Consider the following 24,035-nt stretch of genomic DNA (forward strand, 5'->3'; position numbering starts at 1 on the left):
AGATAAATAAGAATATATACTATAGCTATGAGGTGAACTAAAATTGGATATACAAGCTTATGCTAAGATTAATTTAACTTTAGATGTGTTAGATAGACGAACTGATGGTTATCATATAGTAAAGATGATAATGCAAAATATAAGTTTATATGATAATTTATCATTTTCTAGGGGTAATAGTGGAATAGAGATTACAACTAATCATCCTCATCTTCCTACTGGGCCAAGTAATTTGGTTTATAAAGCTGCAGAATTATTATTTAATGAGTTTAATTTAGATGGTGGATTAGAAATTTTTATTGATAAACAAATTCCTGTAGCAGCTGGTTTAGCTGGTGGTAGCACTAATGCAGCTGCTACATTAGTAGCAATTAATAAATTATGGGGCTTAGGATTAACTAAAGATCAGTTAGCTACCAGAGGTGCTCAATTAGGGGCCGATATACCATTTTGTATCAAAGGGGGGACTCAATTAGCCACTGGGATAGGAACACAACTTAAAGAACTACCTACTTGTCCTAAACTATATTTAGTAGTAGTTAATCCCCCTCTAGAAGTTTCTACAGCTCAAGTTTATCAAAATTTGACACTAGATGAAGTTACTAAGCATCCTGAAACTACTAAGGTGATTAAGGCATTAGAAGAGAAAAATAAAAAGATGGTTATAAATAACCTATCTAATTTATTAGAATTAACAACTTTTGATTTATACCAAGAGGTTGCTACTCTTAAAGATAATGTAGAAAGTTTAACAAATAAGGCTCTTATGTCAGGAAGTGGGCCAACCGTATTAGGTTTTGTAAAGAATAAAAGCCAAGCTAAAGCAGTACAAGCTAAGTTACAAGAAGAGCTATCTAGTAAGCACCGAATTTTAGTAGCTCAGACAGTAAATCATGGATTACTAGACTCCTAAAAGGGGGAATTAGATGTTAGATGCTATTATTTTGGCTGGAGGTAAGAATGAGGGAAGTTTAAAAAAAATAAGCAGTCAAAAATATGAAGCATTAATTGATATTAATGGTCAAGCTATGGTTGAATATGTAATTAAGACCTTAGAACAAGTTAGTATTATAGATAAGATTATTGGGGTTGGCCCCTCTAGATTAAAGAGTAAAGGAATTAATACTTTAGTTCCCGACCAAAATAACTTGTTAAAAAATATTAAATGGGGCTTACAGACGGCTAAAAGCCCCTATGTGTTATTAGTAACATCTGATATTCCACTAATTACAGTTGAAGCTATTGATTCTTTTTTGGCCCAGTGCGAGAATATAGATTGTGCTTTTTATTATCCTATAATTCCTAAAAATGATATGCAAAATATGTTTCCTCAGGCTGAAAAAACATATTTTAAATTAGCTGAAGGTATATTTACTGGTGGTAATTTATTTTTAGTGAACCGTAAAGTTGTTTTAAAACATCAAGAAAAGATTAAAGAAATTATAAAGTGGCGTAAGAATCCCTGGAAGCTAGTACGAATGTTAGGGCCAAAGTTTATTTTCAAGTATTGGATAAGAACTTTATCTATCTCAGAGGTTGAAGATAGAATTAATGATTTATTAGGTTACCCAGGGCGAGGGATTATTCTACCTTATCCAGAAGTTGGTTTTGATGTAGATCATATAAATCAATTTAAGATTATAAAGGATATTTATGCTAATCGTAAGGCTAATTGATTCCTGGTAAGCAAAGATTTACAAAGTGACTATTTAATGATATGATTAAACTAAGTATATAGTAATTGTTCTAGTAGAACATTCGGAAGGAGTGTCATCCTTAAAAGATGAAGATGCGACGAAGTGAAAGAATTGTAGCTGTAACAAAGATATTAACTGATAATCCATATAAGTTAATTTCATTAAACCGTTTTACTGAACGTTTTGATGCCGCTAAGTCAACAATTAGTGAAGATTTAGCAATTATTAAAGGAGTATTTTCTAAAGAAAAAATGGGTAGGGTAGAAACTGTTTCAGGAGCTGCTGGAGGGGTTAGATTTATTCCTAGTAAAGGTGAAGGGGATATTAAAGAGATAATTAGAGATGTTTGTAAACGCCTTTCTAACTCTGATAGGGTATTGCCTGGTGGATATATATACATGACTGATTTAATCTTTGATCCAGAATTAATGAGTAATATAGGTAAAGTATTTGCTACTAAATTTGCTGATTTAGAGGCTGATTATATAATTACTATGGAGACTAAAGGGATTCCTATTGCCTTAATGGTTGCGAGGGCTCTTAATTTGCCTTTAGTTAGTATTAGACGGAATAGTAGGGTTACAGAGGGATCAGTGGTAAGTATTAATTATGTCACAGGCTCTTCACAAAAGATTGAAACGATGTCTCTTGCACGTCGAGCATTACCTGAGGAATCAAAAGTAATTATTATTGATGATTTTATGAAAGCTGGTGGAACTGCTAAAGGTATGCTGGATTTAATGGCTGAATTTAAGGCAGAAGTGGTTGATTTGGGGGTATTAGTAGAGACGGCTAATCCTAAAGATAAATTAGTAGATGATTATACATCACTAGTTATACTAGAAGAAGTAGATAAAGTTAAGCGAGAGATTGTTGTTAAACCTAGTTCTTGGATTCAAGAATTAAATTAAAGGAGGGGGTAAGATGGCTAACCAAGAAGCTTCTACTCCTATTTATTCTATTGGGGTAGTAAAAAAAAGAACAGAGTTGACAGGAAGACAAATACGCTATTATGAAGAATGTGATTTAGTTAAGCCAGCTCGAACAGAAGGAAATCAACGAATTTACTCTGAAAATGATATTAAACGATTAACAGAAATAAAAAAGTTATTGGATGAAGGTTTAAATATAGCTGGGATTAAAAAGAAGATAGGTACTGCTGGTGAAATGGCTAACCAAGAAGAGTCTACTAAAAGTTCTGCTTACGATGGTCGACTGTTAAATAAGTTTGATCGTGGGGGGAGAAAGGGATTAACTTCTTTGTATCCAGTCTCTAATCGAGCCCAATTATACGAGGTATTAGATAAGAAGAATAAGAATAATTAATTTCCCACTACTTCAGGTGGGATTTTTAAGTAATATTTTATAAAAAGTCCCCTCTCAGCATATATATTTCCGAGAGGGGGATAATTATGTTAGATATATTGATTAAGCAAGGATTAGTAGTTGATGGTACTGGGCGATCTAAATTTAAGGGCGATATTGGGATTCAAGCGGGAAAGATTATTCAGGTGGGTTCTATTACTAGTTCAGCGAAAGAAGTTATTGATGCTCAAGGATTAATTGTAGCACCTGGATTTATAGATATTCATTCGCATGGGGAGTTAGCTATTCTTGTTGATTCTAGAGCTAGTAGTAAAGTTTATCAGGGGATTACCACTGAAGTAGTTGGAAACTGTGGTTCTTCTTTAGCTCCAGTTTATAAGCATGTTCTATCAGAAGTTGAAAATGAGCTAGATGATTATAACTTAGCTTTATCCTGGTATGATATGGAGGGGTATTTAAACCAGTTATCCCAGCAAGGAATAGGAGTTAATATTGCTAGTTTAGTAGGTCATGGTTTACTAAGAAAAGGTGTTATAGGTTATGCTAAGCGAAAAGCTAAAGCATGTGAATTAAAAAAAATGAAACAATTATTAGAGCAAGCTTTAAAAGAGGGGGCTTATGGTTTATCAACAGGCTTAGTTTACCCACCATCTAGTTATGCGAGTATGAAAGAACTGATTGAGTTAGCTAAAATAGTAGCAGATTATAATGGACTTTATACTAGTCATCTTAGAGATGAAGGGGATTGCTTGCTAGAAGCAGTTAAAGAAGCAATAACTATTGGTCAACAGGCAGGAGTTAGAGTCCAGATTTCTCATCATAAAGCTATTGGTAGAAATAATTGGGGTAAGGTAAAGAAAAGTTTAGCTTTGCTTGAAGAAGCTAGAGCAGAAGGGATAGATATTAGTTGTGATTTATATCCTTATTTAGCTATTTCTACAGGTCTTAGTTCTTTATTACCGGATTGGGTATTTGGAGGTAGTAAAGATGAGGTAATCATAAAGATTAAGAAGTACCAAAAAGAAATAATTACTTATTTAAACCAAGAAAGGGCCAAAAAGGATGGCTGGGATAAGATTATGATTGCAGAGGCTAAAAACTACAAAGAGTGGGAAGGATTAACGATTGCTAAGATTGCTAAACGTAAAGGTAAAGTACCAGCTCAGGTAGCAGTTGATTTACTAATAGCGGAAAAATTAGATGTAGCTATGATTAGATTTTCTCTTGCAGAAGATGATTTAATCCAAGTTTTACAGGCTAAATTTAGTATGATTGGTACAGATGCTACATCTAGAGTCAAGGATACTATTTTAGCAGATAATCACTGTCATCCTAGAACATATGGCACTTTTCCTCGAGTTATAAATAAGTATGTTAAAGGAGGAGTCTTGTCATTAGAGGAAGCAATAAAAAAAATGACGTATCTAGCTGCTAAAAAGTTGGGGTTAAATCGTGGTCAGTTGGCCCCTGATTTATATGCTGATGTAGTTATTTTTGATTTAAAGAAAATTAAAGATAAAGCAAATTACCAATACCCTCATCAATACGCTCAAGGAATTAAATATGTAATCATTAATGGAGAGTTAGTTATAAAGGAAGGAAGACAAGTTTCTAATAATTCTGGGAGAGTATTAAAAAATAAATTATAACAAATGAAGTATGATTAATATCTAGCTTGGATACAATAATTTTGACTTAACAATAAGTGTTTGTTATAATACATGTGATTTAGATGGTTTTACTTTGATTTTTTAATAATTAAGAGGATATTGGCTCTTTAATTCAATGGAGGGAAGGGGCCATTATGAAAATATATTTGGATACAGATGACTTATATAATATTGAGTTATATGAACATAAATTAGCTGTTATTTTAGGTCGAGGTAAGCGATTGAAGCGTATGATTAACAAATTTCCCACTGAATCTGATTTTAAAAATGCTTCTTTAGACCAAATTGCTAAAGTCCTAAAGATTAAAAATAAGGATTCAAAAATCTTACGCCAATTAAGAGAGTTAGATAAAACCTATCAACGCTTAACGGACCCTAAGTTTAGCACTGATTTAAGTAATGCTCCAGAAGCAAAAACAATTATGTGTGTAGATACTGAATATTTATGGAGTGATTTAGATTCTATTCAATACGCAGCTTATGATGGAGAAGATTGGCAAGTAGGTCTTATCTTTACTAATTGTGATTTGGCCCCAGCAGTAAAAATTAAAGAAGGAATTGATATCCTAAAGGGGATTATTAAAGATATTAAGCCTGATATTTTTGTTGGACATAATTTTAATTGTGACATTAATGTATTAGAAAAAGGTTATGATAATAAATTACCTGTTTTACATAATTATGATGATACTTTACAGATGGTTAGAAATAGTAATGTAGCTAATATTATTGGTGGAGCAAGTTTGGACCAAATTATTGAAAAAATATTTTCTGATGGAACAGTAGGTCTATTTAATGCTTATCAGGAATTAAATTTATTTGTTAAATATGGATTAAGAGATGCTATTTATCCTATTTATGCTAGAGAGTATTTTATGACTGGTAAAGTACCAGAAGTTGAGTCTAAAATGAAGATAAATCAAATTATAAAATCTGATGCTTGGGAGTTAATTGATTTTCGATCGCTTTCTTTAAAGGGGGATGAATGATGTCAGAATTAGCAATAATTACTTTGGCTGCTGGAAAAGGAACAAGGATGAAGTCCGATTTGCCTAAAGTATTACATAAAGTAGCCGGTAAAAGTATGGTTCAGCATGCAGTTGATACTGCTGATAAGTTAAATCCTATACATAATATTGTAGTTGTAGGTTATAAGTCTAATCAAGTTGAGGCTAAGACTAAAGGTGATTTACAATTTGTGATGCAAGAGGAACAGCTAGGAACTGGCCATGCAGTAATGCAAACTGAAGATAGATTATCTGATTTTGAAGGAACAGTATTAGTAATGTATGGGGATACTCCATTATTAACAGCTAATACTTTAGATGAATTAGTAACTAAGCATCAACAAGAAGATGCAGCTGCAACAATTTTAACTGCTAAAATAGATGACCCGAGTGGTTATGGTAGAATTGTACGTAATCAATCAGGTCAGGTAGTAAAAATTGTAGAAGATAAAGATACTACTGTTGATGAGGCTAAGATTAAAGAGATTAATACAGGAATTTGTTGTTTTGATAGTCAATTATTATGGGAGGCTTTAGAAGAGATAACTCCTAATAATGAGCAAGGGGAGTATTATTTAACAGATGTGGCTGGTGTATTAGCCAAGCAAGAGAAGAATGTTACAGCAGTAGTAGCAAAGGATCGAGAGGAAACTGTTGGAGTTAATACTAAAGTTCATTTAGCAAAGGCTGAATCAATCTTAAGAACTAGAGTATGTAATAAACATTTGCAGCAAGGAGTGACAATTATTGACCCTCAGAATACTTATATAGATAGTGGGGTTGAAATTGGCAGGGATAGTATTATTTATCCTTTTACATTTTTAGAAGGAGATACTAAGATAGGTGAAGAAGTAATAGTTGGCCCTCGCAATAGAATCAAAGATTCTATTATTGGTAATAGGGTAGAGATTGAAGCTTCTACAGTAGTTGATAGTCAAATTGGAGCAGGAACAGTTATTGGCCCTTATGCTTACTTAAGACCAGGCACTAAAGTAGGAAGAGATGCTAAAATAGGAGATTTTGTTGAAGTTAAACAATCAGAAATAGGAGATAAGACGAAAGTTCCGCATTTGAGTTATATTGGAGATACAACCATTGGAGAAAAGACTAATGTTGGAGCTGGAAGTATTACTGCAAATTATGATGGTCAAGATAAGCATAAGACAGTTATTGGTGATAATACATTTATAGGAAGTGATACAACTCTAGTAGCTCCAATTAGAGTAGGTGATAATGCTGCCACTGGGGCCGGAGCAGTAGTCACCAAAGATGTTGAAACAGATCAAACAGTAATAGGAGTTCCAGCTAAGCCAAAGGATGATAATTAGATTAGTAGGAGGTTTGTATTAATGACATCAAGTGGGATGAATTTAAAAGTTATTGCAGGGAATGCAAATGTACAGCTAGCTAAGCGGATATGTAATGATTTAGATACTGAGCTAGTTAGTGCAAAAGTTAATCGATTTAGTGATGGTGAAATTGGTGTTGAGATTGATGAAAGCATTAGAGGAGATCATGTTTTTGTCATTCAACCAACTTGTCCCCCAGTTAATGAAAGTTTAATGGAACTTTTAACTATGATTGATGCTTTAAAGAGGGCATCAGCTGAGGTAGTTACTGCTGTAGTTCCATATTATGGTTATGCTCGACAGGACAGAAAAGCTAAGGCTCGAGACCCAATTACTGCAAAATTAGTAGCTAATTTAATTACTAAAGCAGGAGCCGATAGGGTAGTAGCTATTGACCTTCATGCCCGCCAAATTCAAGGTTTCTTTGATTTACCAGTAGATAATTTAAGAGGAGCTCCAATTTTAGGAGATTATTTTGCTCAAAAGGAAATGGACGATTTAATTGTAGTAGCACCGGATATTGGTGGAGTTAAGCGAGCCAGAGATTTTTCAGAAAGGTTAAATACTTCTATAGCTATTATTGATAAAAGACGACCAGAGGCTAATGTATCTGAAATTATGAATATTATTGGAGATGTAAAAGATAAGAATGTAATCTTAGTTGATGATATGATTGATACTGCTGGAACAATTACTAATGCTGCTAGTGCTTTGAAAGAAAAAGGAGCAAAAGAAATTTTTGCAACTTGTACTCATCCTTTATTTTCTGGTCCAGCGATTGATAGAATTAAAGAATCTCCTATTAGTGAATTAGTGGTTACTGATACTATTCCATTACCAGAGGAAAAACAATTAGATAAGATAACCACTTTATCAGTATCTTCATTAGTAGCTAATGCAATTAAGAGAATTTATGATGATTTATCAGTAAGTGTGTTATTTCGTTGATAGTTCGATTTAAAGATGTTATAATATAATTTATGAAAAACTGTAAAAGGAGAGGGTATTGATGGAACGTTTGCAACTTGATGCTGAAATAAGAGAAAAAACTGGTTCAGGTGTTGCTCGTCGGCTAAGAGAAAACGGATTAGTGCCGGGCGTACTTTATGGTAAAGACAGAGAATCAGTTAGTGTAAAACTAAATGAGAAAAAAGTTAATAAGGTAATAGGTGGAAATCAAATTATTGATTTAGAGTTAAATGATGGAACTACGCAACCAGTAATGGTTAAGGATGTTCAACGTGATGTAATCAAAGGTAATCTAGTTCATGTTGATTTACATCATATTTCTCTTGATGAGCCTGTTACAATTGAAGTGAGAGTAGAACTTGATGGTCCTGCAGCTGGTCAACAGGAAGGTGGGGTTTTAGAGCAACTACTTAGAAAGCTTGAGGTTGAATGTTTACCTGCTGATATTCCAGACAAGGTTGTAGTTGATGTTTCTGAGCTTAAAATTGGACAATCTTTAAGTGTAGATGATATTGAATTAGAAGATGAGCTTGAAATTGTAAGTAGTCCACAAGAAACAATAGCTACTGTTGTTCTTCCTGATGAGTTAGACTTAGATGAACCAGGTGAAGAAACAGAAGAAGAAGAATTAGAAGAGCCAGAAGTTATTGGTGAAGAAGATGAAGATGAAGAATTAGAAGAAGAGTTAGAAGAGTAATAAATTAATGACCAAAGCGCAATCTTTTTAGATTGCGCTTTTTTAGATTACTTAAGTTTTATTTGGAGTAGTTGGAGGTGTGCTATGAAATTAATTGTTGGATTGGGTAATCCTGGTATCAAGTATCAATCCACTCGACATAATGCAGGGTTTATGGCACTTGATAGATTAGCTAAAAACTATCACACAGAAATTAATAGAGAAGAACATAAAGCAATGATAGAAAAAATTAGAGTTAATGGTGAAACTATTATTTTAGCTAAACCCCAGACATTTATGAATAAGAGTGGACAAGCAGTTAAAAAGATAAGTGATTATTATGATATTGACCCTAAGGATATAGTAATAGTTTATGATGATTTAGATTTAGCTCCTGGTCGAATTAGAGTTAGACCTACAGGAGGTCATGGAGGGCATAATGGTATTAAATCTATTTTTGCTGGATTAGGGACTAAAGAGTTTCCTCGTTTGCGAGTTGGAATTGGTCGCCCTAAACAGATGTCAGTTGTTGATTATGTACTAGATCAATTTGAGACTGAAGAGTGGTCTAAAATTGATCAGGCCTTAGATGAAGCCGTAGATGCTTTAAAATTATATCTAGAGCAAGATGATATACAATTAGTAATGAATCAGTATAACTAAGCCTGGGAATTTTTCTCAGGTTTTTTTGTATATTTAAGCATTGATAGGTGAAAATAATAAGAGAAATCAGAATAAACTTGCTAAGGAGGGTTAGTAATGAACTTAGTTTATAGATGCCCCCAATGCCAAAAAGTAATTGATCAATTAGCTGTACCAGGAGAGATAGATGATGAAGCATTAGGATTCAATGTCTTGACTGCTGAAGAGCGAGAGGATATAATTGAAGTAGAAGAGGATAATACTTATGTCAATGTAGTTTGTGATGAATGTGCTCAGGATTATGCAGCAAATCAAACTCTTTATAATACACAAATACATTAGAATTAAAGGCCTTGGTTAATCTAAGGCCTTTTTTAGCTTTTAGAATAAAGAAGATTTAACAGGGAAGTTTATTTAAAACTCCCTGAAAGGAGTAGATGAGGATGGGGGATAATTTATTAACAGTTTTACAAGGAGAAAAATTAAATAAGTTAGAATCATATTACCAAAGGGCTCAAAGTGGAGAATTAATTGGCTTAGAGGGTAGTGGGAAGAACTTCTTTTTGGCTAATTTATATTTGCAATTAGAAGATGATATATTAATTGTTACGGCAAATGACCAACGAGCAGATACTATTTATGAAGATTTAGTTAGGTTACTAGAACCCAATCAAGTAATGTTATTTTCTCAACTTGAGATTTTACCACATGAGCCATTAGAAATTGAAGAAACAATTAAATTAGAGAGATTGAGTGCTTTAGAAGCAGCTATAACAAAGGAACCAAGGGTAATTATTGCTCCAATTCAAGCACTATTAGAGGTTATTATGCCTGCTCAGATATATCAAGATAAAGTATTTCGGATTCATCCAGGCCAGAAATTATCTACTGATGATCTTATTTCTAAGTTAAGGCAAAGTGGTTATCAGCGAGTTGAACAAGTACAAACCAGGGGCCAATTTAGTATTAGAGGCGGTATAATAGATATTTATTCTTACACTATAAATCTACCAGTAAGAATTGAACTATTTGGTGATCAAGTTGAATCGATCCGTCAGTTTGAAGTGGCTAATCAGCGTTCTACTTCTCAATTAGATAGCATTATGATTACTCCAGCTACTGAATTTATTTTTCCTTCTAATTTAAAAGAAGGTATAAAAGATATTCAGGCTGATCTGGATACTAGATTAAAAGAATTGAGTGGTGAACAAGAAGAGCAACTAAAAAAAATAATTAAGCAGGATCTAGAATTTTTAGACGAACAGGTTGATATTGTGGAAAAGAGGCAGTATTTAAGTTATTTTTATCAGTCTGCCACTTTACTTGATTATGTAAGTGGGTTAATTGTCTGTGATAACTGGCTACAAATTAAACAACAGGCTATTACTTATTTAAATAGCATTCAAGAAAGATATAATAACCTTTTAAACCAAGGAAAGGTATTACCTAGTTATCAAGATTATTTTGTAGAATTTAATGATTTATTTTTTACAGATCAAAATCCAAAATTATATTTATCGCCTACTAAGAAGAAGCTAGAAGATATAACTTCTCAATTTGACCTTAATCTTACTGCACAAAATTTAGAATCATTACATGGCCAACTAGATTTATTAGTTGATCAATTGAAAAAGTATAGGAAGCAGGATTACCAAATTATAATTGGACTTTCTAATTTAAAGCAGGCTAATAGATTACAAAAAAAGTTACAGGAAGATAATCTAACAGCAGTCGTTATAGAAGAAATTAAAGAGCAGATAAACTCTAATAACATTATTTTAACAGTCAGTAATTTAAGCAAAGGATTTATTTTCCCAGAGGCTAAATTTTTATTTTATACTACAAGTGAATTGTTTAAACAAGCTAAACGGCAACGCAAGAGAGCTAAAAATTTTGATCAAGGTAGTAAGATATCTTCTTTTACAGAGCTTAATGAAGGGAATTATGTTGTCCATGAGAATCATGGGATTGGAAAGTATTTAGGGATTAAAACTTTAGAGGTACAAGGTAATAGTGAAGATTATTTAGTGGTTAAGTATGCTGGGGATGATAAATTATATATCCCAACTGATCAAGTAGATTTAATTGGAAAGTATGTAGGAATGGATGATAATGAGCCTAAATTGCATAAATTAGATAGTGATAATTGGGCCAAGGCCAAAGCCCGAGTAAAAAAATCAGTAGAAGAGATGGCTGAAGATTTATTGGAGTTGTATGCCAAACGGGAGATGGCTACCGGGTATGCTTTTAGTAAAGATACTGAGTGGCAGGTAGATTTTGAGGCAGCTTTTCCTTATCAAGAGACACCTGACCAGTTAAAAGCGATTGAAGAGGTTAAAGCTGATATGGAATCTGAACAGCCTATGGATAGATTACTATGTGGAGATGTTGGTTATGGTAAAACGGAAGTAGCTATTAGAGCAATGTTTAAGGCTGTAATGGATGGAAAGCAGGTAGCTTTTTTGGTTCCTACAACCATTTTAGCGCAGCAACATTGGAATAACCTAATAGATAGATTCAGTGAGTATCCGGTTAATGTTAGTATGTTAAGTAGGTTTAGAACTGCTAAAGAACAACAGAAAATAATAGAAGATTTAGAAGCAGGCAGAACAGATATTATTATAGGAACACATAGGCTATTATCTCAGGATATAAAATTTAATAATTTAGGATTGGTGGTTGTTGATGAGGAACAAAGATTTGGAGTCACTCAGAAGGAAAAATTAAAAGGAATCAAAGAAAATATTGATATTTTAACTTTAACAGCTACTCCTATTCCTAGAACTTTACATATGTCTTTAGTAGGTATTAGAGATATCAGTGTGATTGAAACAGCCCCTAAAAATAGGTATCCAATTAGGACCTATGTAGGGGAGTATAAAGATGAGTTGGTTAAAGATGCATTAGTTAAAGAATTAAATCGGGATGGACAGATTTATGTAGTTCATAATCGAGTTAAGGATATTAAAGAAGTAGCAAGCCAAATGCAAAGCTTAGTACCTCAAGCTGAAATTGCAGTAGCTCATGGTCAGATGAATGAAAAGAGATTAGAGAGACTAATGCTTGACTTTTTAGAAGGGAATTTTGATATTTTGGTCTCTACTACAATTATTGAAACAGGTATGGATATTCCGAATGTAAATACGATTATTATTAATCAAGCTGATAAGATGGGCTTGGCCCAATTATATCAATTACGAGGACGAGTAGGTAGAAGTAACCGGATTGCGTATGCTTATTTATTATACGACCAAGGTCGGATTTTATCGGAGATAGCAGAAAAAAGACTTAAAGCTATTAAAGAATTCACTAGCTTAGGATCCGGATTTAAAATTGCTATGCGTGATTTAGAGATTAGAGGAGCTGGGAATATTCTAGGGCCAGAGCAGCATGGACATATTGAAGCCGTTGGTTTTTCATTATATTGTAAGTTGTTAGAGACAGCTATTAAGAAATTGCAAAATAAAGAAGAAGCAGAAAGAAAAGTTAAGATGGAACTGAAGGTTGATGCGTATCTTCCGGCTGATTATATTGCTGATTCTAAACAAAAAATTGAGGTTTATAAAGAGATAAAAACTATTAGTACTTTAGAGGAACAAACTGAATTAGTTAATCAATTACAGGATAGATTCGGTAAGTTACCTCCAGCAGTAAAGAGGTTATTGAAATTAACTAAGTTAAGAATCTTGGCCCGGAAGTTATTGGTAGAAGAGATAACAGAGAAAAATGATAAAGTAAAATTAATTTTCAGTGCTGATTGTAAGTTAGAAGGAGCAGACTTTTTAAAGTTAGGACAACAATTTTCTGGTATACGAGTAGTAGCTAGTAAACAACCTAAATTAGAAGTTAAGAGTAAAGATTTAGAAGATAAGCAAAAGATTAATTTATTATTAGATATTTTGGCTTGTTTAACTCCTAATTTTTAACATTAATTGTAATCTTAAAGAATAAAATTTTAATTTTAATTATATACTAATAATGAAACAGATTGGAAGACAGGGGAAATTAATAGCTTAAAATACATCCATTGTAATTAAGTTAGTTATTAGTAGGATAAATTAATAAATCTAAGGTCCCCTAAAATGAATATTTTTAAAGGAGGTTAACCAGATGAAAGCAACAGGAATTGTAAGGCGGATAGATGATTTAGGTAGAGTAGTAATTCCAAAAGAGATTCGCAGAACAATGAGAATTAGAGAAGGTGAGCCTTTAGAGATTTTTGTTGACCGTGATGGAGAAGTAATTTTGAAAAAATATTCTCCTATTGGAGAATTAGGAGAATTTGCTCAAGAATATGTAGATTCTCTTGCAGAAGTAACGGGTAATATTGCTTGTGTTTTAGATAAAGATGCTGTTGTGGCAGTAGCTGGAAGTAAAAAGAAAAAATTTATTGATAAACCAGCTAGTAATTTAGCTAAAACAGTTATGGAGAATCAAGAAATTAAAATAATTAATGAAAGGTCGGAAGAAATCTTTTGTGATGGCATCTATGGCGAAGATGAGGCAGATTTTACAGCTCAAGTATTAGTACCTATTGTTTCTCAAGGTGAGTCTATTGGAGTTGTAGCTTTAGCTTCTTATCAAGAGGGATCCTCTATGGGAGACTTAGAAATTAAGTTAGCAGATACTGCTGCTGGTTTTTTAGCTAAACAGATGGAAGATTAAAACCCTGGTGAGCTATTTAGCTCACCTTTTATTTTTAAGTAAAATGAGGCTGGACTAACAATTAGATTTTTGATATCGTTAATAGATAGGGGGCTATTTTATATTAAGGAAGGAAGATAATTATTGAGTGATCAGAAAAACTCTTTATTACAGGGAACAGTTATTTTAGCTGTAGCAGCTTTTATTAGTAAATTTTTAGGATTTATATATAAGGCTTTTTTGGCCCGAATGATTGGTGGAGTTGGTCTAGGATTATATGAAAAAGCTTATCCTGTTTATACATTAATTTTAACTATTTCCATTGTCGGAATTCCAGTGGCTATTTCTAAGTTGGTTTCTGAAAAGAGAGCAGAAGGAAAGGATTACATAGCTGATTATATATTTAGAATAGCTTTAAGAGTAAGCTTTATTTTTGGGTTAGTAGCATCTGTAACTATAGTTATACTAGCTAAACCTATTGCTCGTTATTTACTAGCTGATATTAAAGTTTATTATTCAATTATCGCTATTGCCCCTGCTATTTTTATTGTTTCTATTATGGCTACTTACCGTGGTTACTTTCAAGGTTTAAGAAAGATGAAACCTACTGGTATTTCTCAGGTAATAGAACAATTGATTAGAATGACAACAATGATCCTTTTAGCTTACTTATTATTACCGTATGGTGTAGAATTAGCAGCAGCAGGTGCTGCTTCAGGAGCTTTTTGGGGTTCAATTGGTGGATTAATAACTATACTAATTATTTATTATCGTTATAAGCCTCAAACTGCAACTGAGCAAAAAGTCAAGGATGTTGAATTACCCAATTTAAAGGATATTTTGGTGAAAATATTTTCTTTGGCACTTCCCGTAACAATTGGGGCTTTAATTTTACCATTAATGAGATTAGTAGATGCTTCAATGATTACTCGACGTTTAATAGTAGCTGGTTTTACTCTTAATCAAGCGACGAGCTTATATGGTCAATTTAATGGTATGGCTATGACATTGGTTAGATTTCCTACTGTAATAGCAGCTTCCTTAGCAGTAAACTTAGTGCCTGCTATTTCTGAAGCAGCTACTTTAAAAGAGGACAAGCTAGTAAAAAATAGAATAGCTAAAGCATTTAAGCTAGCATTATATTTATCAATTCCTGCTTCCTTAGGGTTATTTATTTTAGCTAGGCCATTATGTGTTATGATCTTTGGTGTTGCTCAAGCGGCTATTTCATTACGTTATGTAGCTTTAGGGGTAGTCTCGGTTAGTCTACAACAAGTTACTTCTAGTATTTTACAAGGCTTTAATCATCCTAAATTGCCAGCGAGAAATCTTTTTTTAGGAGTCATAGCTAATGCAGGTTTAAATTATTTTTTGACTGCCATGCCTCAGTTAGGTATTAGAGGAGCAGCAATTGGGACTGTAACAGGATTTACTTTAGCTGCTATACTAAATATTATTGCAGTTTTTAAGATTATTAAACCTGATTTTGATTATTATAATTTAATTATTAAGCCTTTATATAGTAGTATTATTATGTCAATGATTGTTTATCTTACATATTATTCTTTAAGTCATTTAGTAGATATAAAGATAATAACTACTTTAACAGCAGTTTTAATAGGAGCTATTAGTTATGGAATGATTTTATTATTTAATGGTGGTCTAACTAAACAGGACTTAGAATTATTACCTAAAATAGGTTCTAAATTAGCTTCTAAGTTAGATAAATTAGGATTAGTGAGGGGATAAGATGTTACAGATAGTCGGTTTAGGAGCAGGGGATTTAAAATTAGTAACTTTAGAGGTTTATCAAAGATTACAAGAGGCGGATAGAGTTTTTCTTAGGACTGAAGTACATCCAGCTGCTAAAGATTTAGTTGCAGAAGGTATTGACTTTGAATCATTTGATTATTTATATCAACAGGCTAATCAGTTTACTCAAATTTATCAGGAGATTGCCAATCAAGTAGTTTCTGTAGCTAGTACCGAGAAAGATGTTGTGTATGCGCTACCTGGTCACCCTTTAGTAGCAGAAGAATCTGTGCAGCTAATTATTGATCAATTAGACGCATCAGAATATCAAATATTAGCCGGGCCAAGTTTTTTGGATACTATATTTACTAGCTTGAATTTAGATCCAATTAAAGGTGTTAAAGTAATTGATGGGTTAAAGTTTTCTAGTAGGGACTTAAATCCAAGAGTTGATACAATAATTAGTCAGGTCTATAACCAAGCTATTGCTTCTGAGGTTAAACTGAAGTTAATGGAAGTCTATCCTGATGAGTTTAAAATTAAAGTGTTACGTGGTGTAGGATTAGAAGAAGAAAAAATAGTAGAAGTGCCATTATATAAATTAGATCGGTTAGAATGGATTGATCACTTAACTTCTGTTTATCTACCTATTGATAAAGATAACTCCCAAGAGTTTAATAGGTTAGTAGAAATTATGGAAATCTTAAGAAGTGATCAGGGTTGTCCTTGGGATATCAAACAAGATTATCAATCTTTAAAGAAATATTTAATTGAAGAGACGTATGAAGTAATCGAACGGATTGAAGAGGAAGATTATTTTGGTTTGGCTGATGAATTAGGTGATTTATTATTACAGGTAGTATTTCAAGCACAAATAGCTAAAGAAGAAGGTAAGTTTACAATTAGAAATGTTATTTCTAATATTGTAGAGAAGATGGTACGCAGACATCCTCATGTTTTTGGTAACTTAGAGGTTGAAGATGCATCGGATGTGATGGATAATTGGGAAGAAATTAAAGCAAAAGAAAAGGCAAAGAAAATTGATCATTTATTGGATGATATCCCTACTCAGTTACCTTCTTTATTACAGGCCCAAAAGATACAAGAAAAAGCTGCTAAAGTAGGTTTTGATTGGCCCGAGCTTACAGGTGCTTTAAATAAAGTAAAAGAGGAACTAGAAGAGTTTGAAGTAGCTTTGAATAATAATAATTCAGATAATATTGAAGAGGAGTTAGGAGATTTAATATTTTCTTTAGTTAATGTAGCACGATTTTTAGAGATTGATGCAGAAACAAGCTTAAGAAAGACAATCCAGAAATTTAAAAATCGTTTTGCCTATCTAGAAGATAAGGTGCAAGAAAAGGGCCAAGAGTTAAACCATTATTCTTTATCTCAGCTAGATGATTTATGGCAAGAAGCTAAGAAAGAATTGAAATAATAGGAGGAAAGGTTATGTCAAAATTAAAAAAGTTAACATTTTTATGTCTTATGTTAGTAATGTTAGTACCGATGGTTGCTCAGGCTAGTGATTATGCTATTAAGGCTAAATCGGCAGTTTTAATGGATGCCCAAAGTGGACAGATTTTATTTAGTCAACGACCTAGTTTAGAGTTGCCACCAGCTAGTATTACTAAAACTATGACACTATTATTAACTATGGAAGCTGTTGATAGTGGAGCAGTAGATTTAAAAGATCAAGTAGAAATCACTCCATTAGCAGAATCAATGGGTGGATCTCAGCTCTGGTTATCAACTGGAGAAATATTCTCACTGAAAGGTCTGATAAAAGCAATTCTTATTCCTTCGGCTAATGATGCTGCTGTAGCTGTAGCACAATATATTGGTGGTACAGAACAAAACTTTGTTCAGATGATGAATCAAAAAGCAAAGCAGTTAGGACTAAAAAATACTCATTTTATGAATCCAACTGGACTCCCAGTAGCAGGAGGAGGTCATTATTCTAGTGCTCGTGATATTGCAGTTATGGTGCGAGAATTAATTACTAATCATAGTCAGATTCTAAAGTGGTCAGATAATCGAGTGGATAAAATTAAAAATGGTACTTTACCACTATATACGACTAATGATTTAATAGGGCATTATCCAGGAGCTGATGGTTTAAAGACAGGTTGGACGCCAGAAGCTGGTTATTGTTTGGTGGGAACGGCTAAAAGAAATGGAAGACGTTTAATCACAGTAGTTATGGGGACAGATAGTGAAGAAGCTCGAGTAGATGAAACTGCAGATTTATTAAATTATGGTTTTAGAGCTTTTCATAAAGTTAGATTGATTAATTCTAAAGTAAAGATTAAAAAGTTACCAGTTAACCAAGGAAAAGAATTAACAGTAACAGTAGAAACAGCTAATAAGTTATCAGTAATTATTAAAAAAGGAAGTAAAAATCAAATCAAAAGAAAGATAGAGATTTCTAAAAACTTACAAGCTCCAGTAAAAAAAGGACAAGTAGTAGGCAGATTAGTCTTTCTTCAACAAGATAAGGAGTTAGGTACAGTAAATCTAGTAACAACTAAAGAGATAAAGCAGGCTAGCTGGTTTGTTTTGGTACTTAGATGGTTACAAGATTTTGTACTAGGTTTTTTAAAATGATTTTAGGCAGGGGGTTACCCCTGCTTTTTTATATTAATTTAGCAGTATTAATTCCTATCCAAGCTACAAATAAGCCTAAGACAAGGCTGATTATGATATTACTAGCTGCTAAAAAAGTACTTTCTTTGTCTAAAAGGCCGATTGTTTTATAAGTAAAAGTTGAAAAAGTAGTTAAAGCTCCTAAAAATCCAGTAGTAATTGCTGTTCTAAAAGTAGGGTGAAATAATTCCTTTTCTTTGGTTATAGTAGCAATAAAACCTAATAGAAAACAACCAATTAAATTTACTACTAAAGTTCCAGCAGGGAAATTTAGATTAAGATTCTTGTTTACTTTTAATGTAATTAGGTATCTCCCGATAGCTCCTAAAAAGCCACCTAAACCAATATTAATGAGTTTAAACATTTTATCTCTCCTTTTAATTAACTTATTACGATTATATATTAATTCTTTTTTAGTTGCAATCAAATCTTATAATAATACTTTTAACAATTGTTTTTTAGCAGATGAATGTAAACTTAAATAAAGGATTAAACTAAAAGAAGAGTTAAGATAAATTTGAAATTATTTAGCAAATTCAATAGGAATTATTTAATAAGTCTTGAATAACAATAAATGGAATATAATAAATGGAGGGATAAGTTTATGAATTACAAAGAAAAATATGAAAAGTGGTTAGAAAATGATTATTTTGATCAAGAAACAAAAGAAGAATTAGAGAAAATTTCTAATGATGAAGAGGAAATTGAAGAAAGATTTTATACTGATTTAGACTTTGGAACAGGTGGTATGAGAGGAATTATTGGTGCTGGTACTAATCGAGTCAATAAGTATACTATTAGAAAGGCTACACAAGGTTTGGCTAACTACATAGCTAAAGAAGGAGATAAGTCTAAAGGTGTTGCTATCTCTCATGATAATAGACATAAATCTCGTCAATTTGCTACTGCGGCTGCTTTAGTATTAGCAGCTAATGGAATTAAAGCTTACTTATTTGATGATCTAAGACCAACTCCAGAACTTTCTTATGCAGTTAGAGAGTTAAATACTACAGCTGGAATTATGGTAACAGCAAGTCATAACCCACCTGAATATAACGGATATAAGGTTTATTGGAATGATGGAGCACAAATTGTTGCACCACATGATGAAGGGATTATTTCTGAAGTTAATGCAATTAATGATTTTTCTAAAGTCGAGATAATATCAAAAGAGGAAGCTAAGCAAGCAGGTTTATTTGAAATTATTGCACCTAGGATGGATGATGAGTATATTGAAACCCTAAAAAATTTATCACTTAACGAAGAAATCATAAAGAAAGTCTCTAATGATTTTGATATTGTTTATACACCACTTCATGGGGCAGGAAATATTCCTGTTCAGCGAATTTTAGATGAATTAGGTTTTGAGAATGTACATGTAGTTGCAGAACAGGAAGAACCAGATCCTGATTTTTCAACTGTAGACTATCCCAATCCAGAAGAACCAGCAGTATTTGATTTAGCAATGGATTTAGCAGAAGAAGAGAATGCAGATTTGATTATGGCTAATGATCCTGATGCAGATCGAGTTGGGATTGCTGTTAAAGATACTAGTGGTGAATGGAATTTCTTAAATGGTAATCAGGTAGGAGTTTTATTATCAGAATATATACTTGAAAATTTAGCTTCAATTCCAGAGAACGGAACGATCATTAAGACTATTGTAACTACTGAGATGATTAATCCAATTGCTAATAAGTATAATATTGATGTGATGAATACTTTAACTGGTTTTAAGTATATTGGTGAAAAAATTAAAGAATTCAAGGCTGGTAAATACGATAAAAAGTATATCTTTGGTTTTGAAGAAAGTTATGGTTATTTATATGGAACTCATGCTCGAGATAAAGATGCCATAGTAGCAACAATGTTAATTGCTGAAATGGCAGCTTATTATGAATCTCAAGGTAGTTCTTTATATGAAGAACTAATGAGAATGTATGAAGAGTATGGTTATTACAAAGCAGATTTAGAAGCAATTAGAATGCCTGGAAAAGAGGGCCAAGAAAAAATTAATGCTATATTAGCTGATTTAAGAGAAAATAGTCCAACAGAAATTAACGGGGAAGAAGTAGTAGTGAAGAAGGATTATTTAGCAAGAAAAAGTTATGATTTAGAAAGTGGAGCAGAAAGTAAACTTGATTTACCAGAATCTAATGTGCTTCAGTTTGAGCTTGCGGATGATAGTTTAGTAACAGTTAGACCTTCTGGTACTGAACCTAAAATTAAATTTTATTTCTCAGTTACAGCTGATAGTGACGAAGCAGCAGAAGAAAAATTAAATGCAGTTAAAGAATCAGTAATGAATTTAGTTGAATAATTTTTAAGGAGCTAGCTATAATAGTTAGCTCCTGTATAATTTTTGAAAGTAGTAAAAAATGTGTTGAAAAATGAATTTAATTAGTCTATAATATTTATAGAAGCGGTTCCAATTATTTTTTTGCATTCTTCGGAAGTGCTTCCAAATAAAATTAAGGAGTGGTATAATGAAAAAAAACATTTGGCTTTTCGGGTTAGTACTCACATTAGTCTTGGTAGTAACAACTACTTCCTCAGCTTGGTGGATCTTTGGTAATGACCAAAAAAGTAATGGTAAAATCACACTTGAATTCTTTCAAAATAAACAAGAGGCGGTTGATACTTATAACCAGCTAATTAAAAAATTCGAAAAGAGCCATCCTAAGATTGATATTAAACAAAATAATGTTCCTAGTGCTGAAACAGTCTTAAAGACACGATTAGCTAAAAATGATATTCCAGCTATTATGGGATTAGGTGCTAATTTTACTTATGGTCAGATAGCAGAAGCAGGCATTTTGGCTAATTTTTCTGATGACCCACAGCTTAAAAATATTCAACCAGCTTATTTAGAGATGACTAAAAACTTACATGAAGGAAATAAAAATTATGGGATTCCTTATTCAGCAAATGCAAATACAATTCTTTATAATAAGACTAAATTTAAAAAACTAGGTTTAGAAATTCCTAAAACTTGGAATGAGTTAATTGCTACAGCAAAAAAAATTGAGCAAGCAGGAGAAATTCCTTTTTATTTAACATTTAAAGATGCTTGGACAGCGATGATTCCTTGGAATTCACTTGCTGCTAATTTACAAGGAGAAAATTTTATTGACCAGCGAAAAGCTGGAGAAACTACTTTTCAAGCAAGATACCAAAAAGTTGCTAAACGAATATATTCTTTACTTGATTATGGACAGCAAGATATCTTTGGAAAAGGGTATAATGCAGGAAATAAAGCATTTGCTAAAGGAAAATCTGTAATGTATTTACAAGGAATTTGGGCGATTAGTTCTATCAAAAAAGCTAATCCAAATATCAAAATTGGTGCATTTGCCTTACCTGCTGTTAATGATGCTAGTAAGAACAAACTTGTTTCAGGTGTTGATACAGTATTAACAATGTCTAGTCAATTATCTGATAGGAGGGCCAAAGCAGCTAAAGAGTTTATTCATTTTTTAATTAAACAAGAGAACACCCAATATTATATTAATCAAGAAAAACTTTTTTCTGCTGTAAAGGGAGTATATCAAAAGGATCCGCAACTTGTTGACCTTAAAGAATACTTTGAGACTGGTCAACTTGCTCCGTTCCCTGATCACTATTATCCAGCAGGGATGCAAGTGCCTAGACTAATACAGAAATTTCTGTTGAATGGTAATATTGATTCCTTTTTAGAGAGGTTAGATAAAGCTTGGAATAGAGTACAAGCTAGATAATTTAACTAGTAGTCTTCTTACTGGGATTAAAATAATATAATAAAATAAGGACTCGGTAAGAAGTCTATAATAAATTAATTCTTAGCAGAGGTGATAATTGTGATAAAAAGAAATTCAAGAATGTTTTATTATATGACCATTCCAGCTTTGATATTATTTTTTATATTTCATACCTTCCCTGCTTTGCAAGGTGTTTATTATAGTTTCACTAATTGGCGTGGATTTGGCAATTATGATTTTGTCGGATTAAAAAATTATATCAATTTATTTAAGGATCCACGAATTTGGCATTCTTACATTTTTACTTTTAAATTTGCAATTGTATCTACTATTTTAGTAAATACAATAGGACTATTAGTTGCTATTGGTCTTAATTCTAAGATTAAGTTTAAAACTACTTTACGGGCGATATATTTCTTGCCCCATATTTTAAGCATTTTAATCGTAGGTTATGTATTTAAGTATATTTTCACTTATTTCTTACCAGATATTGCAAGCTCATTAGGAATAGGAATGCTTACTAAAAGTATTCTAGGGAATCCAGATTTAGCTTGGATTGGAGTAGTTATTCTTGCCGTTTGGCAATCAAGTGCTTTTCATGTTGTTTTATATTTAGCAGGTTTACAGACAATACCTAAAAATTTATATGATGCTGCAAGCATTGATGGGGCAGGTAGTTGGGGACGGTTTAAACATATTACTTTTCCATTAATAGCTCCTTTCTTTACTGTTAATATGGTATTGGCTTTAAAGAATTTTTTAATGGTTTTTGACCATGTTATGGCTTTAACTGGTGGAGGACCTGGATTGGCTACTGAATCTATTTCTTTATTAATTTATCATGGTGGATTTCAAGGGGGAGAGTTTGCTTATCAGACAGCCAATGCAGTAGTTTATTTTATTATTATTTTGATTGTTTCGTTATTTCAGCTTAAGGTTTTACAAGAACGGGAGGTGGAGTTATAATGGCACAAGAGGGAGTAATAACTAATAAAGATGATGTAGTCAAAGAATTACACAATGATTCTTCTAGAGAAGATATCAATTGGTTAGTAACCATATTATTGATAATGGGAGCTCTTTTTATTTTGTTTCCATTGTACTTAACTGTAACTGTAGCTTTGAAGACACCCCAAGAGATGGCTCAATCACTTTTAGCACTGCCTTTAGGTTTTCATTGGGAGAACTTTGCTAAAGCAATAGAAATGACCCATTATTTTAGAAGCTTAACAAATAGTAGTTTAGTTACTATTCCAGCAGTGGTTTTTACTTTATTTACTAATTCTATGGTAGCCTATGCTATTGGTAGGAATATGGATAAGAAGTTTTTTAAACTTCTGTATTATTATTTTATTAGTGCTATGTTCATTCCTTTTCCAATTATTATGTTACCAATTGTAAAAGAGATGAGTTTATTTGGATTGGATAATATCCCTGGTTTAATTATTTTGTATATTGTTTATGGATTATCACTTAATATTTTTATTTATATAGGGTATATTAAATCAATTCCTAGAACTATAGAAGAAGCTGCAATTATTGATGGAGCTAACACTTGGCAGATTTTTTGGAAAATTATTTTTCCACTATTAAAACCAGTCAATGCTACAGTTGCCATTTTAACTGGACTTTGGGCTTGGAATGACTTTATGCTTCCTTTGGTTATATTAAGTGATCGTAGTTCTATGACTTTACCATTAGTTCAGCATGTATTTCAATCACAATTTAGTACTAATTATAATTTAGCTTTTGCTTCGTATTTATTAGCATTAATCCCAATGCTTTTGCTATATATATTTGCACAAAAATGGATCATTGGTGGAGTAATGAGAGGTTCAATTAAGGAATAAGAGCTTTATAAGTATAAGAAACTTGATATAATGAAAGATAAAGGTTAATAAAAAAAGAATTAGAATCAAA

21 protein-coding genes are annotated in these 24,035 nt (G+C 32.4%); 20 read left to right on the forward strand and 1 reads right to left on the reverse strand.

Features of this window, described 5'->3' with window-relative positions:
• Positions 1 to 43: 43 nt before the first annotated feature.
• The 16 genes from ispE to HALHA_RS00550 all read left to right on the forward strand — a co-directional run bounded on the left by ispE (position 44) and on the right by HALHA_RS00550 (position 18,339).
• Complete coding sequence (gene ispE / locus HALHA_RS00475; RefSeq protein WP_015325840.1) at positions 44 to 913, forward strand: 4-(cytidine 5'-diphospho)-2-C-methyl-D-erythritol kinase; 870 nt, start codon at positions 44 to 46, stop codon at positions 911 to 913.
• Between the two features lie 13 nt (positions 914 to 926).
• Positions 927 to 1,676 carry a nucleotidyltransferase family protein gene (locus HALHA_RS00480; RefSeq protein WP_015325841.1) on the forward strand — a complete coding sequence of 250 codons (750 nt, stop codon included), beginning with the start codon at positions 927 to 929 and terminating at the stop codon, positions 1,674 to 1,676.
• 107 nt (positions 1,677 to 1,783) lie between these two features.
• Positions 1,784 to 2,608, forward strand: a complete 825-nt coding sequence (gene purR / locus HALHA_RS00485; protein ID WP_015325842.1) for a pur operon repressor — start codon at positions 1,784 to 1,786, stop codon at positions 2,606 to 2,608.
• 13 nt (positions 2,609 to 2,621) lie between these two features.
• The gene (locus tag HALHA_RS00490; RefSeq protein WP_015325843.1) at positions 2,622 to 3,023 is read left to right on the forward strand and encodes a MerR family transcriptional regulator; all 402 of its coding nucleotides are present in this window, start codon (positions 2,622 to 2,624) and stop codon (positions 3,021 to 3,023) included.
• Between the two features lie 86 nt (positions 3,024 to 3,109).
• Positions 3,110 to 4,672, forward strand: coding sequence for an N-acyl-D-amino-acid deacylase family protein (locus HALHA_RS00495; RefSeq protein WP_015325844.1), 1,563 nt, complete (start codon positions 3,110 to 3,112; stop codon positions 4,670 to 4,672).
• A 155-nt stretch (positions 4,673 to 4,827) separates the two neighbouring features.
• Positions 4,828 to 5,682: a hypothetical protein gene (locus HALHA_RS00500; RefSeq protein ID WP_015325845.1), complete on the forward strand. Its 855-nt coding sequence runs from the start codon at positions 4,828 to 4,830 to the stop codon at positions 5,680 to 5,682.
• Positions 5,682 to 7,028, forward strand: a complete 1,347-nt coding sequence (gene glmU, locus HALHA_RS00505; protein WP_015325846.1) for a bifunctional UDP-N-acetylglucosamine diphosphorylase/glucosamine-1-phosphate N-acetyltransferase GlmU — start codon at positions 5,682 to 5,684, stop codon at positions 7,026 to 7,028. Before HALHA_RS00500 ends, glmU begins: the two co-directional genes overlap by 1 nt.
• 21 nt (positions 7,029 to 7,049) lie before the next feature.
• Positions 7,050 to 7,997: a ribose-phosphate diphosphokinase gene (locus HALHA_RS00510; protein ID WP_015325847.1), complete on the forward strand. Its 948-nt coding sequence runs from the start codon at positions 7,050 to 7,052 to the stop codon at positions 7,995 to 7,997.
• 61 nt (positions 7,998 to 8,058) lie between these two features.
• A complete protein-coding gene (locus tag HALHA_RS00515) occupies positions 8,059 to 8,715 on the forward strand; it encodes a 50S ribosomal protein L25 (RefSeq protein WP_015325848.1) in 657 nt (218 codons plus the stop codon).
• 84 nt (positions 8,716 to 8,799) lie between these two features.
• The gene (pth, locus tag HALHA_RS00520) at positions 8,800 to 9,357 is read left to right on the forward strand and encodes an aminoacyl-tRNA hydrolase (protein WP_015325849.1); all 558 of its coding nucleotides are present in this window, start codon (positions 8,800 to 8,802) and stop codon (positions 9,355 to 9,357) included.
• A 96-nt stretch (positions 9,358 to 9,453) separates the two neighbouring features.
• Positions 9,454 to 9,678: an anti-sigma-F factor Fin family protein gene (locus tag HALHA_RS00525; RefSeq protein ID WP_015325850.1), complete on the forward strand. Its 225-nt coding sequence runs from the start codon at positions 9,454 to 9,456 to the stop codon at positions 9,676 to 9,678.
• 101 nt (positions 9,679 to 9,779) lie between these two features.
• Complete coding sequence (mfd, locus tag HALHA_RS00530; RefSeq protein ID WP_015325851.1) at positions 9,780 to 13,262, forward strand: transcription-repair coupling factor; 3,483 nt, start codon at positions 9,780 to 9,782, stop codon at positions 13,260 to 13,262.
• 184 nt (positions 13,263 to 13,446) lie between these two features.
• Positions 13,447 to 14,001 (forward strand): stage V sporulation protein T, encoded by a 555-nt coding sequence (spoVT, locus tag HALHA_RS00535; RefSeq protein WP_015325852.1) that lies wholly within the window; start codon positions 13,447 to 13,449, stop codon positions 13,999 to 14,001.
• Positions 14,002 to 14,124: 123 nt separating this feature from the next.
• Entirely contained in the window at positions 14,125 to 15,729 is a 1,605-nt protein-coding gene (locus tag HALHA_RS00540; RefSeq protein ID WP_015325853.1) for a putative polysaccharide biosynthesis protein, read from the forward strand.
• 1 nt (position 15,730) lies between these two features.
• Entirely contained in the window at positions 15,731 to 17,170 is a 1,440-nt protein-coding gene (gene yabN / locus HALHA_RS00545; protein WP_015325854.1) for a bifunctional methyltransferase/pyrophosphohydrolase YabN, read from the forward strand.
• 14 nt (positions 17,171 to 17,184) lie between these two features.
• A complete protein-coding gene (locus HALHA_RS00550; protein WP_015325855.1) occupies positions 17,185 to 18,339 on the forward strand; it encodes a D-alanyl-D-alanine carboxypeptidase family protein in 1,155 nt (384 codons plus the stop codon).
• A gap of 28 nt (positions 18,340 to 18,367) precedes the next feature.
• Here HALHA_RS00550 and crcB read toward each other — a convergent pair whose 3' ends face one another.
• Positions 18,368 to 18,742 carry a fluoride efflux transporter CrcB gene (gene crcB / locus HALHA_RS00555; protein WP_015325856.1) on the reverse strand — a complete coding sequence of 125 codons (375 nt, stop codon included), beginning with the start codon at positions 18,740 to 18,742 and terminating at the stop codon, positions 18,368 to 18,370.
• A gap of 240 nt (positions 18,743 to 18,982) precedes the next feature.
• Here crcB and HALHA_RS00560 point away from each other — a divergent pair, with 240 nt between their 5' ends.
• From HALHA_RS00560 to HALHA_RS00575, 4 genes are all read left to right on the forward strand, one after another.
• On the forward strand, positions 18,983 to 20,698 hold the full coding sequence (locus tag HALHA_RS00560; protein WP_015325857.1) for a phospho-sugar mutase: 1,716 nt from the start codon (positions 18,983 to 18,985) through the stop codon (positions 20,696 to 20,698).
• Between the two features lie 166 nt (positions 20,699 to 20,864).
• On the forward strand, positions 20,865 to 22,115 hold the full coding sequence (locus tag HALHA_RS00565; protein ID WP_015325858.1) for an ABC transporter substrate-binding protein: 1,251 nt from the start codon (positions 20,865 to 20,867) through the stop codon (positions 22,113 to 22,115).
• 120 nt (positions 22,116 to 22,235) lie between these two features.
• Entirely contained in the window at positions 22,236 to 23,081 is an 846-nt protein-coding gene (locus HALHA_RS00570; protein ID WP_425402045.1) for a carbohydrate ABC transporter permease, read from the forward strand.
• On the forward strand, positions 23,081 to 23,965 hold the full coding sequence (locus tag HALHA_RS00575; RefSeq protein WP_015325860.1) for a carbohydrate ABC transporter permease: 885 nt from the start codon (positions 23,081 to 23,083) through the stop codon (positions 23,963 to 23,965). The genes HALHA_RS00570 and HALHA_RS00575 overlap by 1 nt, the downstream gene beginning before the upstream one ends.
• Positions 23,966 to 24,035 lie beyond the last annotated feature (70 nt).

This window comes from Halobacteroides halobius DSM 5150, assembly GCF_000328625.1.
GTDB classification, from domain to species: Bacteria; Bacillota; Halanaerobiia; order Halobacteroidales; family Halobacteroidaceae; genus Halobacteroides; species Halobacteroides halobius.

Bases quoted from the DNA above. Each gene is read 5' to 3' on its own strand.
- HALHA_RS00480 (WP_015325841.1), top strand. From the start codon at position 927: ATGTTAGATGCTATTATTTTGGCTGGAGGTAAGAATGAGGGAAGTTTA.
- purR (WP_015325842.1), top strand. From the start codon at position 1,784: ATGAAGATGCGACGAAGTGAAAGAATTGTAGCTGTAACAAAGATATTA.
- HALHA_RS00490 (WP_015325843.1), top strand. From the start codon at position 2,622: ATGGCTAACCAAGAAGCTTCTACTCCTATTTATTCTATTGGGGTAGTA.
- HALHA_RS00495 (WP_015325844.1), top strand. From the start codon at position 3,110: ATGTTAGATATATTGATTAAGCAAGGATTAGTAGTTGATGGTACTGGG.
- HALHA_RS00500 (WP_015325845.1), top strand. From the start codon at position 4,828: ATGAAAATATATTTGGATACAGATGACTTATATAATATTGAGTTATAT.
- glmU (WP_015325846.1), top strand. From the start codon at position 5,682: ATGTCAGAATTAGCAATAATTACTTTGGCTGCTGGAAAAGGAACAAGG.
- HALHA_RS00510 (WP_015325847.1), top strand. From the start codon at position 7,050: ATGACATCAAGTGGGATGAATTTAAAAGTTATTGCAGGGAATGCAAAT.
- HALHA_RS00515 (WP_015325848.1), top strand. From the start codon at position 8,059: ATGGAACGTTTGCAACTTGATGCTGAAATAAGAGAAAAAACTGGTTCA.
- pth (WP_015325849.1), top strand. From the start codon at position 8,800: ATGAAATTAATTGTTGGATTGGGTAATCCTGGTATCAAGTATCAATCC.
- HALHA_RS00525 (WP_015325850.1), top strand. From the start codon at position 9,454: ATGAACTTAGTTTATAGATGCCCCCAATGCCAAAAAGTAATTGATCAA.
- mfd (WP_015325851.1), top strand. From the start codon at position 9,780: ATGGGGGATAATTTATTAACAGTTTTACAAGGAGAAAAATTAAATAAG.
- spoVT (WP_015325852.1), top strand. From the start codon at position 13,447: ATGAAAGCAACAGGAATTGTAAGGCGGATAGATGATTTAGGTAGAGTA.
- yabN (WP_015325854.1), top strand. From the start codon at position 15,731: ATGTTACAGATAGTCGGTTTAGGAGCAGGGGATTTAAAATTAGTAACT.
- HALHA_RS00550 (WP_015325855.1), top strand. From the start codon at position 17,185: ATGTCAAAATTAAAAAAGTTAACATTTTTATGTCTTATGTTAGTAATG.
- crcB (WP_015325856.1), bottom strand. From the start codon at position 18,742: ATGTTTAAACTCATTAATATTGGTTTAGGTGGCTTTTTAGGAGCTATC.
- HALHA_RS00560 (WP_015325857.1), top strand. From the start codon at position 18,983: ATGAATTACAAAGAAAAATATGAAAAGTGGTTAGAAAATGATTATTTT.
- HALHA_RS00565 (WP_015325858.1), top strand. From the start codon at position 20,865: ATGAAAAAAAACATTTGGCTTTTCGGGTTAGTACTCACATTAGTCTTG.
- HALHA_RS00570 (WP_425402045.1), top strand. From the start codon at position 22,236: ATGTTTTATTATATGACCATTCCAGCTTTGATATTATTTTTTATATTT.
- HALHA_RS00575 (WP_015325860.1), top strand. From the start codon at position 23,081: ATGGCACAAGAGGGAGTAATAACTAATAAAGATGATGTAGTCAAAGAA.